13 protein-coding genes are annotated in these 14,342 nt (G+C 39.9%); 1 reads left to right on the top strand and 12 read right to left on the bottom strand.

Annotated features, from left to right (window positions below; genetic code table 11):
- Positions 1-10 precede the first annotated feature (10 nt).
- The gene (locus tag AAH582_RS22020) at positions 11-967 is read left to right on the top strand and encodes a glycosyl transferase family 90 (protein WP_343320624.1); all 957 of its coding nucleotides are present in this window, start codon (positions 11-13) and stop codon (positions 965-967) included.
- Here AAH582_RS22020 and AAH582_RS22015 read toward each other — a convergent pair.
- From AAH582_RS22015 to AAH582_RS21960, 12 genes are all read right to left on the bottom strand, one after another.
- Positions 959-2,077: a glycosyltransferase family 4 protein gene (locus tag AAH582_RS22015; protein WP_231585217.1), complete on the bottom strand. Its 1,119-nt coding sequence runs from the start codon at positions 2,075-2,077 to the stop codon at positions 959-961. The genes AAH582_RS22020 and AAH582_RS22015 overlap by 9 nt on opposite strands.
- A 12-nt stretch (positions 2,078-2,089) precedes the next feature.
- Entirely contained in the window at positions 2,090-3,304 is a 1,215-nt protein-coding gene (locus tag AAH582_RS22010; RefSeq protein WP_084823096.1) for a glycosyltransferase family 4 protein, read from the bottom strand.
- Positions 3,301-4,326: a glycosyltransferase family 9 protein gene (locus AAH582_RS22005; protein ID WP_343320620.1), complete on the bottom strand. Its 1,026-nt coding sequence runs from the start codon at positions 4,324-4,326 to the stop codon at positions 3,301-3,303. The genes AAH582_RS22010 and AAH582_RS22005 overlap by 4 nt, the downstream gene beginning before the upstream one ends.
- Positions 4,327-4,329: 3 nt before the next feature.
- A complete protein-coding gene (locus AAH582_RS22000) occupies positions 4,330-4,935 on the bottom strand; it encodes a DUF4254 domain-containing protein (protein ID WP_046672771.1) in 606 nt (201 codons plus the stop codon).
- Between the two features lie 108 nt (positions 4,936-5,043).
- A complete protein-coding gene (locus tag AAH582_RS21995) occupies positions 5,044-6,522 on the bottom strand; it encodes an NADH-quinone oxidoreductase subunit N (protein WP_343320617.1) in 1,479 nt (492 codons plus the stop codon).
- A 6-nt stretch (positions 6,523-6,528) separates the two neighbouring features.
- Positions 6,529-8,130, bottom strand: coding sequence for a complex I subunit 4 family protein (locus AAH582_RS21990; protein WP_046672769.1), 1,602 nt, complete (start codon positions 8,128-8,130; stop codon positions 6,529-6,531).
- 3 nt (positions 8,131-8,133) lie between these two features.
- Entirely contained in the window at positions 8,134-10,188 is a 2,055-nt protein-coding gene (locus AAH582_RS21985; protein WP_343320606.1) for an NADH-quinone oxidoreductase subunit 5 family protein, read from the bottom strand.
- Positions 10,189-10,191: 3 nt separating this feature from the next.
- The gene (gene nuoK / locus AAH582_RS21980) at positions 10,192-10,500 is read right to left on the bottom strand and encodes an NADH-quinone oxidoreductase subunit NuoK (protein WP_343320604.1); all 309 of its coding nucleotides are present in this window, start codon (positions 10,498-10,500) and stop codon (positions 10,192-10,194) included.
- Positions 10,497-11,042 carry an NADH-quinone oxidoreductase subunit J family protein gene (locus AAH582_RS21975; RefSeq protein ID WP_046672766.1) on the bottom strand — a complete coding sequence of 182 codons (546 nt, stop codon included), beginning with the start codon at positions 11,040-11,042 and terminating at the stop codon, positions 10,497-10,499. The genes nuoK and AAH582_RS21975 overlap by 4 nt, the downstream gene beginning before the upstream one ends.
- Positions 11,043-11,045: 3 nt before the next feature.
- A complete protein-coding gene (locus AAH582_RS21970) occupies positions 11,046-11,609 on the bottom strand; it encodes a NuoI/complex I 23 kDa subunit family protein (RefSeq protein WP_046672765.1) in 564 nt (187 codons plus the stop codon).
- Between the two features lie 3 nt (positions 11,610-11,612).
- Positions 11,613-12,686 (bottom strand): NADH-quinone oxidoreductase subunit NuoH, encoded by a 1,074-nt coding sequence (nuoH, locus tag AAH582_RS21965; RefSeq protein WP_343320601.1) that lies wholly within the window; start codon positions 12,684-12,686, stop codon positions 11,613-11,615.
- A 251-nt stretch (positions 12,687-12,937) separates the two neighbouring features.
- Complete coding sequence (locus tag AAH582_RS21960; protein WP_046672763.1) at positions 12,938-14,224, bottom strand: citrate synthase; 1,287 nt, start codon at positions 14,222-14,224, stop codon at positions 12,938-12,940.
- Positions 14,225-14,342 lie beyond the last annotated feature (118 nt).

Here is a 14,342-nt window from a genome sequence, read left to right as displayed (position 1 = left end):
TTGCACATCGATGAATTTCAAAAGAATCTTTTTGCGAAATAAGAATAATAAGATTTACTATTATATTAAAGCAATTCTTAGGGAGCTAGTTCCTGATAGTCTTTCTCAAGCCCAACTGACAAAGCTTTTAAATAGCACTTATTATCGCAAAAATGCCACATATATTGATGATAGGGTACATTATTACAATAAGTTGGAACGGCTTGAGCCTTTAGATCAGGACGCTATTGAAATAGGCAAATATCGCATACCAGAACGCATACGCGTTTATTATTTCGACAGTAAGGAATATTTAAGGTTTTTTAACCGCAAATTGCGGTTCAGTATTTTGCCAGGTGATATCATTCATATTCCCTCACATCCGACTTTACTCAAGAGCCGACCTATTCATGGTAATAATAGCAATGCAGTAGTCTTAAATTTGGATAAAGCAAGACATTTTAATTTTCTTCAGGACGACGTGTCTTTTGATAAAAAAATAGATATGTTGGTCGGAAGGAGTGGTTTTGGACAAGTGCATCGTAGCAGATTCTACCAATTGTATTGTGATCATCCATTGTGCAACATCAAAAAGGCTAATCGATCTTCCGATAAGGATTATTTATCCATCGCAGGGCACCTTGATTATAAATTTATTTTGGCGCTTGAGGGAAACGATGTTGCGACAAACTTGAAGTGGATTATGTCCTCAAATTCTATTGCCGTCATGCCTATGCCGAAATATGAGACTTGGTTTATGGAGGGACGCCTAATTCCAGATGTCCATTTTATTTGTATTAAAGATGACTATTCTGATTTGGAGGAAAAATTGCGCTATTTTATGGCAGATGATCATGCGGCTAGGGTGATTGTAAAAAATGCGAACGCATATATAGCTCAGTTTAAAAATAAAAAAATAGAGGATATAATCGCATTAAAAGTCTTGGATAAATATTTTACGCATACCGTTCAGCCTAAATTACAATAAGGACTGATAACAGTTTATGAGTTCTGATGCAATTTTTTCATCATTAAATTTTTGCACATAGTGACGTCCTTGCGCAATCATACTAGCGCTGGCTTGGGAATCGCCGAGAATATGTTTGATCGCTAGATTTATTTCCTCTACATTTGAAGGGTCGACATAACAAGACGATGGTCCACCAGCTTCTGGAAATACGCCCGAATTGGTTGTAATGACAGGAGTACCAGCATATAAGGCTTCGATGATAGGGATACCAAAGCCTTCAAAGATAGAAGGGTATATAAAAATTGATGCCATCGAATAAATAGTCGATAGTTCTTCAATAGTAAACCCTTGTTTTATAATGACTTTGCTTTCCAATTTGTTGGCTACGATATATCTGTTAATCTCCTCAAGATAGGGTGTTTTCTTACCAATTATTAATAATGGGATATCGATATCCTGAATAGCTTTTACAATTTGTAAAACATTTTTTCGTTTTTCAATTGAACCAACATTTAACAGGAAGTCTTTGGGTAAATTATATTTTAACCTTAATTTGTCCTGCTCGTCGTCGCTTTTTGGAACCTTGAAAGCCGGATGGCAACCCTGATAGATAACCTCGATCTTATGTTCGGGAATTGCATAGTAATCGATGATATCTGATTTAGTCTGTTCACTAATTGCAATAATTTTATCAGCGTGATTAACCGCTAATTGGAATTTCTTGTTGTATATCCAACGATCGATGGGTTTATAGAGTTCGGGATAGCGTAAGAAGATTAAATCATGTATCGTGACAACAGATTTAATTCCTCGGGCTTTTAAGCCCCTTGGTATCTCTCCTGTAAGCCCATGAAAGAGTTCTACACCGTCATTAAGCAGGTCAGATGCTATTCCAAAGCTTCGCCAAAGTGCGGGAAAAGCACGGTCAAAAGCATTTTTGGGTAAACGAATTTTTTGATCAAGGATAGCTTGATCCGAAAGATGGTCGTCCGCTAATCTTGGTGTATACTTCAAATAAGTATTATCCGGATAATATTGTTCCAGTATACGGACAAGGTCCCGACTATAATTGCCTAAGCCTGTTCGATTGAGAAAATATCGTTTAGCGTCAAATCCAATTGTTATCATGCTTGACCCGGTTTAGCTTTCTTTAAAAATGTGTTCAAATTTACTTAATACCAAATCCCAATTATAATATTTAGAAACATATTCTTTAGCTTTTGCCTCAATGATGTTCTTATCGGTATTTGGATCTTGCAAATATGTGATAATTGAACTTAGGGACTGGAAGGAATCATAACAGAAAACAGCCCCACTTTTGCGTTCATGTTCGACCATGACATCACACTTTTTGTTACCAATGACCGGTTTCCCCAAGTGGAGCGCTTCCAATGTCAATAGTGATAAACTTTCGGCGAGTGAAGGATTAATAATGGCAAAGCTTTGTTGCATTAGCGCTTTTTTTTCTTCCTCACTTACAAAACCAGTATAGATGATATCCGGATCTTGCTCAACATTCATGGTATTTTCTCCTGTAAGTACAAGTTGCAAGTCGATCTGTTTTTCTGATTTTAATTTCAGAAAATAGGTCATAAAATTGTTGATTTTTACAGACGTTATGCGACCACAATAAAGTAGGTATGGTGATTTGATCTGATATTTGGCACTGATGGCTGCTGCAGCTGGTAAATCATCTATTTGATTGACGCCTATGCCAACAATTGTATTTTTTGCCAGCGAATTTCTGAAAATTTCTAAACACATTTCTTTTTCACTTTCTGTATTAAAGGCAATATGATTGACTTTTGAGAATAAAAGTGTGTTGATACTTCTAAATAACATACTTTCCATATGTGCAGTGGGAATCAGAATAGACTTCTGTGGTACAAGGAGAGATCCCAATATGGTTAGCGGGTTTTCGTAAGTAAAAAAAATGAATTTGTCGAAATCGTGTTGGAATTCCCTAATATAGTTAAGTAATGAAGACGAATAAAATGGATGTCCTTCCAAATAGGTTGATTCATCATCAACTTTGAATTTCCAAATGGGAAATAAGGAGAAAATAGGCTTTGCTAACCCCCAGCGATAGATCAATCGGCGTATCTTCCGGGCGATTTTACTTTTCTTTTCGGAACGCGAATTTTTATCGGTCACGAACCTCATCACAGGTATTCCCTGTATAATTTCTAGGCCCGGAGTGAAATCTTCCGATGGTTTATTTAAAAACTTGATATTGGTGGTTAATACAGTCACGTCATGCTTTGCTGATAATCGTTCAGCTAGCATTCTACAATGGAATTCGGCTCCACCGGTGATATCCAATCCGTATCGAATGGTTATTAACCCTATCTTCATCCTATTGCTTTTATTTTTTCAATCACCATTTCCGGTGTAATTAAATCGATTGCTTCTATCCCATCACAATCACAGGGCTTGTTGCCGTACACTGAACTCGGTCTGTTGGGGTGTTCAACATGGATGCAGTCTGTTAGCTGCTGCCCATAACCGATGAATCCAGCGTAAGGATGCGTGGCTCCCCACAAAGAAAGACACCTTACGCCCATCAACGATGCCATATGCAGTCCCGAAGAGTCCATACTGATCATGAAATCTAAATTTGAAATCAAATCCAGTTCTTCTCGTAGCGAAAGCTTGCCTATGGTATTATAGGTATTGGGAAATCGCTCCGTCCAGTTTTGCGCAATCTGGAATTCCTGTTCACCACCACCAAACAACAAAACATCATAGCCATTGTGCGTAAGTTCGTCTATTACATGTTCCATCTTGGTTTGCGGAAAAATCTTATAACGATGTTGTGCAAATGGGGCAATGCCAATTTTCTTTCGATCGAAATTCGCGAACATACTAAATGCCGCTTTGGGCACATCCTGCAAATTAAGAACCAATTTATTGCTGAGTTCAAATTTGAAACCTAATGCGCGAAATACATCTGCATAACGCTCGACCGTTAGCTTTAAAGGAACCTTAATTTTGTTGTTTTCGCGGGTTAAAGCTTTTTTTTCCGCCCTGCCTTTGTCAAGTTGTTTTACTTTTACACCCGATAAGGAAAATAAAAGATCGACTACGCGGGAGCGTAAATTGAAATGTAAGTCAGCTACAGCATCTGCGCCGTATTGAGCCAGTTCTTTTTTTAGCCTGACTAAGCCAAAAAAACCTTTATGAATTGTTTTGGGTTCAATCGCGTGAAACCGTACACCTTTTATTCCATCAAAAAATGGAGCAAAGAATTTCCGGCTGACCATTATGATTTCTACATCAGGGTATTGAATACAGAATTCTTTCAATACTGAGGCGACCATGGCAACATCGCCCATAGCTGAAAATCGGGTTACTATGATCCGCTGCGGTAAGGACATGTTTTATTTTCCTGATGAATATAGGACAGGGTTCAATGCCGGATCGTTATACATTTTCATCTGTTTATAGACTTTCATGTATTTATCGCCAGATGCGATGGCGGTCATCAATTCATCAATACTTTGGGATAAATCTTTCCTTTGTTCCAATAAAACGTTTAGTTTTTCCTGGCAGGAAATGATATGTGTCTCGGAAGCATCTGTGCGCAATGTTTCCTGTTCCATGTGGTAGATTTTTAGAGCCAGAATGGAAAGTCTATCAATAGCCCATGCCGGACTTTCAGTATTGATTGTCGCTGTAGAACTCGCCTGTATATCTTGAAATTTTTGCAGAAAATAACTATCAATGTACTCTACTGTATCTGTGCGATACTGATTGGATTCATCAATACGTCTTTTCCAGTATAAGCCTTCTTGAGGTTCAATAGCGGGATTACGCACAACATCTTCCATATGCCATTGTACAGTGTCAATCCAGCATTTTAAATAGAGGAGATGTTCCAGGGATTGTTTGTCATACGGGTTTTGGATTGGATGATCAATCTGATCGTATACGTGGTAATCCTGGATAGCACGCTGAAAAATTGGATTTGCTATTGCACTAATCATGTTACAAATATAAAATATATTATGGAGTTATTCTTACTATTCACTTCAGACATTAAGCGAATGAATTGGACGATAGACTTATTTAAAATGAAAGGAGTTTCCTGTTTTCTAGAATGCCGAAAGTAATAAATCGGGAAAGATACCTAAGATCAACACCGCGACGGTACATAAGATTCCAATACACAAGAGTAGCACATTGAATTTAACAGCTGGAGATCCTGTATTTTCTCTTAAAAACGCATTCAGCGGTATCTTAAAATAATAAAATAGGGAGATGACAGATGTCAATGCGCCAACTAGGAGTAATGCCAACAAACTGAAGGATTGGAAGTTTTGGTATTGTTCGAACACTTTGGAAAAGACCAAAAGTTTTCCAACAAAACCTGCAGTAGGAGGTAGGCCGACCAAAGCGATTAAAACAATCGAAAAGGAGGTGAACAACAGGGGGAATTGCTTTCCTAAGCCACGATAAGATTCAATTGTGGTATTTCCTAAACTAGCTTCCAAGGCATCAATAAAGATAAAGACCGCAATGTTCATCAGGGCGTATATGGAAAGGTAAAATAAGAGCACATTTGACTCCTTATTTTGATAAACCAATACAGCCATAAGGAGTATACCCGTATGCCCGATGGAAGAGTAGGCCATCATCCTTTTGGCATCCTGTTGACGCAAAGCGGCTAAATTACCAATCAGCATAGTTGCAATGGCGATCGCAATAATCACATAAGTCAGAAAATCACTGAAATAAAAAGAAACATTGAGCCATGCGGAGAATATCTTGGACAAAAGAACAACGACCGCAATTTTGGGTACTGTAGCAAGATAGGTGGTAATCACTGTTGGGGCACCTTGATAAACATCCGGGCTCCAAACATGAAAGGGAAAAAAACTCAGTTTGAAACCAATACCTGTCAGCAAAAATAATAAAGCAATGCTGATCATGATCTGGGGTGCTTCCATCAAGCCGGCAATGTGGCTTGGAGCGTCAAAATTCAGGTTTCCCGTGAAACCGTATAGTAAAGACAAGCCATAGAGCATAACGGCGGCACAGATGGATCCGAACAGGACATATTTTAAAGCAGCTTCCGATTGAACCTTTGTGGAAGAAAAATAGCCAACCATAATATAGGAGCTGATCGAAACAGTCTCCACAGCGATAAAGATCATCAGCCAGTTACTCGTCATCGTCAGCAGGTTCAGGCCAAGGGTTGCGGTCAGTAGCACAGCGTATAGGTCGCCTAAGGGACGGTCTTGCTGGCGTTGTTGGATAAAGATACAGATGAGGATTGTCGACAACAGCATAATCAAACGTGCAGCTACAGCAAATGCATCAATATGGATCATATCAAAGAAGCCTGTTACCTCGATCTTACTGAGTCCCTGTCCCACAAGGTAACAACCACTGAGCAATAACCCAATGAGGGTAATGGCAAAAGAGGTATTCTTCCAGTGTCTGTCAATAAACAGGCTAGCGAGGATAGTACCAATAAAAGTGACGATCAATGTCAGTTCGGGCTTAAAATAAGGAACGCTTACGATAATCTGATCGATGAAAGAACTGATATATGGACTGAATGCGGGCATGCTGAATTAGATAAATTGTTGGATAAAACTCACGAGATTCAGAACACTGGCGTTTAGGTTGTTAAACACTAATGCCGGCATAATTCCAAGTAATAGGGCGAGCGCTAGGGTAGGAAATAAGATCACTTGTTCGCGTAAATTGACGTCTGTCAGTGCATTACTCCAGGAGTCCCCACCTTTTAAGCGAATTTGCCCAAAGAACATGCGTTGCAGTGTCCAAAGTAGATAGGCCGCACTTAATAAGATACCTATGGAGCCCGCTAGTGCCATCCAACGCGGTAATCCAGTTCCTATACTCGCCGAATTGAAGGAGCCGATAATGACAAAGGCTTCGCCAATAAAGGCTGAAAAGCCGGGCAGGCCTAGGGACGCAAAAAATGCGACAGCGACATAACCTGTGTATTTGGGCATAATTTGAGCTAGGCCACGGAAACTATAGATATTTCTGTCGTGTACACGGTCATAAACCACACCAACAAGGAAAAAGAGTGCCGCGGATAAAAATCCATGCGAAATCATCTGAAACATGGCGCCAGAAATACCTTCTGCAGTCAGCGATGCAATTCCAAGCAGCACAAAACCCATATGTGAAACCGATGAATAAGCAATCATTCGTTTCAGGTCTTTTTGGGATAAGGCATTCAAAGCACCATAAATAATGGAAACAACACCAATTAACCCCAGCCACCAATTGGATAAGGCAGCCATATCGGGAAAGATGCTGTAACAGATACGGATGATACCGTAACCACCTATTTTCAAAAGGATACCGGCAAGAATAATAGATACTGGTGTCGGCGCTTCAACGTGCGCATCCGGTAGCCAAGTATGTAGCGGAACAATGGGTACTTTAATAGCAAAGGCAAAAAAGAGCACAATGAAACCGACCAGACGAGCGGAAATGCCCAAAATCTCCTGATAACCTTCCCAGCCGAAAATAGAACCCTCAAGATAATTCTGTGGATTCATCATATAGATCATGTTGAAGGTATGTGCTCCAGTCAAGGGGTTGATTACTGAAAAATACAATCCGACGATAATCAACAACATAAATACAGACCCGAATAGGGTATATAAAAAGAATTTTATAGCTGCATATTCGCGTCTTGCGCCACCCCAGATACCGATCAAGAAGTAGAGTGGCAGTAACATGACTTCATAAAACAAATAGAATAGGAAGAAATCCAATGCGCAGAAAATCCCCATAACAGCCATATTAAGTACCATGAGCAAGGCAAAGTATCCCTTTGGACTTTTCTGAATATTCCAGGAGGCACCTATAGCCATCAGCATAACGAAGGCACTCAGCAATAACAAGGGCATGGAGATACCATCAATACCAATAAGATAATCAATCTCTAATTTTCCTATAGATCCTAAATCTAACCGGATCCAGGAAAGCTGTTCAACAAATTGATAGCCCGCCAGATCTTGGACTCCTGTTTTGCTTGCATCAAATTGTACATAACATATTCCGGCCAGTACAAACTGTATTGCTGTGAATGCTAAAGCAATATATTTGTAACTCGATTTATAGCGTGTTGGTAAGGCGAGAATGAGCGCCGTAGCCAATAGCGGTAAAAATATCAATAAGGATAGAATAGGCATTTCCTAAAAGAATATAAGATAAATTAAACCAAGTAAAACTAATAAAAAGACGGAATACAATGCTGTCTGTATCTTTCCGTTTTGGACCAGGCGAACTTGATTGCCTGTCCAATAGGCTACAGTAGCAACCGTATTAACAAAACCATCTACAATATATTTGTCTATCCACACACTTAGCTGAGAGAGGGATAAGACGATAAACTGAATGAAAGAAACGAAAGCGTCAACGATATGACGGTCAAACCAATAACAGAACTGCGCTAATTTTAATGTGCCATTTACAAAGACTGCTTGGTAAAATTCATTGATATAACCCTGGTTGAAAGCGGCTTTTAATGCCTGGCTAGCGGGGTTTAACGGGTATTTATTTTGTACATACCATTTCCAGCCGATGATCCAGCCAATAACCGAACCAAGGAGCAGTATTGCCGGGATAATAAGGTGTGCACTATGGCTTGGTGCAAAAGCATATTCATCCAATAAAAGGCCGTCCATCAACCAGGAATCATGATAAGAAAACGGATTGAATGAGAATACCGGGAATAGACAGAATAGTCCCAAAACAAACATGGGGATCAACATGGTCTTTGGGGCTTCATGTAGTGGATGATCCAGTAGTTTGCCCTGAAGCTGTTTCAACAGTCTGAACTCTCCAAAAAAGGCTTTAAAGAGCAAACGACCGATGTAGAAAGCCGTTAAAATACTTACTAGAATTAAAATCGCAGGAATGATAAGGTATAAGTTACCTTTTGAAAGAGCCCATTCAAACGAAGAGATAACAATACTATCTTTGGATAAATAACCTGAAGTCAATGGGAAGCCTGCAAGTGCTAGCGAAGCTATACACATCAGCACGAAGGTTTTTGGCATATAGTGACGTAGTCCTCCCATATTCCGTAAATCCTGCGGATCAAAGTCCAATTGGCTATGTGCTTTGAGATGGGCCATTTCATGAATGACAGCTCCTGCCGAAAGAAATAATAGACACTTAAAGAAGGCATGCGTAGTCAGATGAAATAAAGCAGCATCCCATGTTCCAATGCCAATGCCAACCATCATAAAACCAAGCTGCGATATGGTCGAAAAAGCAAGAATACGTTTGATGTCGTATTGGCCAAGCGCGAAGTATGCGGCCGAAGCAGCGGTTATTGTACCAATGATGGCAATAAATAATAAGGCAGATTCATTAAATAATGGAAATACAGTTGCCAGCAGGAATACACCGGCAGCAACCATGGTCGCAGCGTGAATCAACGAGGATACCGATGTAGGACCTTCCATGGCGTCAGGAAGCCATACATGTAATGGAAATTGTGCAGATTTAGCCATAGCTGCCAAGAAGAAGGCTAAGCCTGCAATCGTAAGCCAAATCTGAGGTAAGCTATTGACTGGAGATATCCATAATCCTTGGGCGATTGTGGATTGATAAATTAAGCCATTGTCCCCAAAGAGATCGATTAAATTGAGGGTTTTGAACTGTGTAAATAGGATCGCAAGCCCAATTAAAAACCCGAGGTCGCCGATACGATTGACCAAAAATGCTTTTTTATTGGCTTGTACAGCTGTTTCACGTGTGAACCAGAAACCGATGAGGAGATACGATGCGAAACCGACCAATTCCCAAAAAACATACATCAATAAGAGGCTATCCATAATAACCAATCCCAACATCGCAAAACAGAATAAGCTGAGATACATCCAATAACGGTGAATACCTGAATCGCCATGCATATAGGCTCTGGAGTATATATGTACGGGTAGGGCAATGGTCGGTACCAAAAAAAGCATCAACGTGCTCAAATTGTTCAGCAGGATACCAACTTTAAATGCTGTTTCACCAACGGTGAACCAGCTTACTTGAATTGATACTGCCGGATTATTCCATATAGAGAACCAGGTCAATCCACCAGCGATAAAGCTGAGGATGATAGCTGCGAGGGAAACTAGACCCGACTGGTCGCGTTTACCTGCTATTGCTTGATATAGGAATGCCACAAATGGCGCTGCCAAGGTAAGCAGTGCGGTCAGAAGGGGCGATATGTGAACAAATTGATCCAATGCTTACTTGTCTTTTAATTGGTTGATCTCATCCGGATTAATGGTTTTGTAATGTCTGTAGCCATTTAATACAATAGCCAATCCAACGGCAACTGCAGCCGCTGCGAGAACGATGGCAAACAGGGCAAAAATTTGCCCACCATAACTGACCTTGTCGTATTTTCCAAAAGCAACAAAGTTCAGAATGGCGGCGTTGATCATCAACTCAATACCGACCAAAATCATAATTGCATTTTTCTTGGAAAGAACGGTATAGAGGCCAATGCAAAAGATGCAGGCACTGACAACTAAAAAATGCGTCAGCGTAATCATATTGTACGCTCCTTTCTCGATAGATGTGAGGCTCCGATTAAGGCCATCATCAAAAACACGGATATAATTTCAAATGGTAAAACGTAAAAGGTCATAAAACGTAACCCAATCTGATGAATGTTATTATCTGATGCGATAATCATGGTCCTATTTTCCTGGGCTTTTAAGATCCACCATGTTGGAGGAGCCTGTTGCCATTCAACAATGCCGTATAGCATAAGCAATAGGAAGCCAAGCACGATGGGAATCGTCTGCCACTTAGGCATGGTTAAGAATGTACCGCTGCTATCCTGAAGGTCTTTCAGGAGTTCTTTGTTGGAGAGCATAAAGGCAAATAACATCAATATGAGCACGCCTCCAACATACACCATAATTTGTGTGATAGCTACAAAATCGGCTAAAGCAAATAAGTAGAGTCCTGCCATAGCAAATAACACAATAAAAAACAGGAACAATGCACGCGCAATATTTTTAAGATTGACCAGTAAAAGTGCTGAACCGATTGCTAGGGTAGCAAAGGCGTAGAATAAAATAGTTTCCATCTTTTATTTTTGCTTTGCTGCCTCCTTTTCAGCTTGAAACTTGGTCCACTCTGCTTTGCGCTGTGCGACCTCACTATCGGTCATATCTGAAAAACCATAGATAAGATCGGTCAGTTTTTGAGAACTGCGGTCATATTCATTGGTCATGGTAATACATTCCGTCGGACATACCACAGTACAAAGTCCACAGTACATACATTTGGCCATATCAATATTGAATTTGGCCGGATATAGTCTTTTTACACTTCCATCGGAAGTTTTTCCAATCGCTTCCGGTGATTTGATGGCTTCGATTTCGATGCAGTCGACAGGACAAGCCTTTGCGCATAGATCACATACAATACAGTCCTCGATATCGACTTGCAATTGATAGCGGGCAACTTCGGGGATTGGCATTTTTTCACGCGGGTATTGTACGGTGACAATACCTTCTTGTTGATCAAAGTAATTGTCTTTCTTGATATTCAATTCTGTTCGCGAACGTCGGGCACCAAACAAGTGCTTAACAGTCAAAGATAAACCCTTGATTGCCGTACGAAATGCATGCGAAGCTGTTTTAAATATCATATCCTATGCTATAACTAAAATTCGCCAAATTGCAGAGATGGCCATACAAAGAAAAGCCAGCGGTGTCAATACTTTCCAACATAAACTCATCAGCTGGTCTGCACGTAACCGTGGTAATGTCCATCGAATCCACATTTGGATACCAACAATAAATAATGATTTGGCTAATGTCCAAAATATTCCCCACACTAAACCCGTGGTCCAATCGGCCAAACGTATTGCACCTATGTTTGGTAATGGTGTATTCCAAGCGCCTAAGAAGAGAACAACTCCCAACATCGATACCAAAAACATCATGGCATACTCTGCCAAAAAGATAAAGGCAAATTGTATGCCCCCATATTCTGTATGGAAACCGCCAACTAACTCAGATTCGGCTTCCGGGATATCAAAGGGTGCACGATTACACTCGGCAAGGGTAGCAATAAAGAATATGATGTAGGTAATAATCAAATGTGGGGCCTGAAAGATGTTCCAGGCGAAAAGGCCTCCGATCTCATTGACTTCCCAAAAACCAAAGAATTTAATGCTTCCATGAGTTAGAATTCCTTGTCCAATGGCGATTTCATTCAAATTTAGGGTTTGGGTTAGCATCACTACAGCAATCAGCGAAAGGCCTACCGGTATTTCATAGGACACCATCTGTGCAATGGCACGCATGGAACCCAATAAAGAATATTTGTTGTTAGATCCCCAACCTGCCATTAAAATGCCCAAAGCATCAATGGAGATGATGGCCATAATAAAGAACAAGTCTGTATGTGTATCCGCCGGGATAAAATCTTTGGCCCAGGGAATAACGGCAAAACCTGTAAATACAGCAACGAAAATAACGATAGGAGCAACTCTAAAGAGTATTTTATCGGCCGATGAGGGGGTGATTAATTCTTTTTGTAATAATTTGAGAATGTCGGCAATCGTTTGGAGACTGCCATACTTTCCTGTTTCCATCGGTCCTAGACGATCTTGTACAAATCCCGCGATCTTACGCTCGGCATATACTGCAAATAAGGTAAAGGCTGCTATAAAAGTGAAAATAGCAATGGGAACCAAGATATGTAGTATTGTTTCTAACAAGTCTTATTTATAATGATTTTTAATAAGAGACCAATGAATACGCAAACTTAACGAAAAACAGGGAATTTAGATAAGGAAAAATTAAAATATACTTAACAAGTAGATTATCGTGACAATAACGTAACGACGAGGCATCCTATAGTGTTCGGGCGGATGGTTTCGGACAGCTGTAAAGTCCTCCATGTTAGTTCGGATAAAAATATAAAAGCATCCCCGAGGGATGCTTTTTAAGGATATAAATCGAAATCGGATTAACGATTTGAAAATTCAACGTAGTCGCGTTCTGTGTGGCCAACGTATACTTGTCTAGGACGACCGATAGGCTCTTTGTTTTCACGCATTTCTTTCCATTGTGCAATCCATCCTGGTAGACGGCCTAAAGCAAATAATACGGTAAACATATCTGCTTTGAAACCTAATGCACGGTAGATGATACCTGAATAAAAGTCAACATTCGGATAAAGTTTTCTGTCGATGAAGTATTGGTCATTCAATGCTGCTTCTTCGAGTCTTTTAGCGATATCCAATACCGGATCTTGAACGCCTAATTTTTCCAAGATGTCGTCACATGCTTTTTTGATGATCTTAGCGCGAGGGTCGAAGTTTTTGTAAACGCGGTGACCGAATCCCATCAGACGGAAAGGGTCGTTTTTGTCTTTTGCTTTAGCAAGATATTTTTCAGCATCACCACCATCATTTTTAATGGCTTCTAACATCTCGATTACAGCTTGGTTTGCACCACCATGTAATGGTCCCCATAATGCATTGATACCCGATGCAACAGATGCATAAAGGTTTGCATTGGATGAACCAACGATGCGAACAGTAGATGTCGAACAGTTTTGCTCATGATCAGCATGTAAAATCAACAATTTGTGCATGGCATCAATCACCACAGGATCGAATGTTTTTTCATCATTCACTTCTCCAAACAGCATGTTTAAGAAGTTGTCAATGTAACCAAGGTTGTTTTTTGGATAAACGACAGGATGACCCAACGATTTCTTTTGAATCCAGGAAACGATCGTAGGCATTTTTGCCAAAAGATTGATGATCGTTTGATCCTCTTCTTCGTCAGTTAAGTTTGGATTTAAAGATTCTGGGTAAAATGCCGATAATGCGCCTACTAAACACGAAAGCTGGCCCATTGGGTGAGATTTGGATGGGAATCCAGCGAAGAAGTTTTTCATGTCTTCGTGAATCATCATTTGCTTTTTGATGTCAGCTCTGAATTTCTCCAATACCTCTTTTTTAGGAAGTTCTCCATAAATCAACAAATAAGCAACTTCCAAGAAAGTCGATTTCTCCGCCAATTGTTCAATTGGATATCCTCTATATCTCAATATGCCTTTTTCACCGTCAAGGAAAGTAATCGCACTTTTCGTTGCACCTGTATTTTTGTATCCTGGGTCTAACGTAATAAATCCGCTTAGATCTCTTAATTTGGAAATATCAACTGCTTTTTCATTTTCAGTACCGACAATGACCGGAAGGTCATACGAAGTGCCGTCTAAATTTATAGATGCTTTATCTGACATGTTTATATATTATCTTATATCTGATTTGTTATGCTAATCTCACAAATTTAACTATTTGATATTTAAAATTGAAAGTTCTTTTGGAATTAAAATGACATGACTGCGTCATTTTGGATAA

This window comes from Sphingobacterium multivorum, assembly GCF_039511225.1.
In the GTDB taxonomy this organism is placed as follows: Bacteria; Bacteroidota; Bacteroidia; order Sphingobacteriales; family Sphingobacteriaceae; genus Sphingobacterium.
Note: the sequence above shows the minus strand (reverse complement) of the source record. Positions and strands in the feature narration are given on the sequence as shown.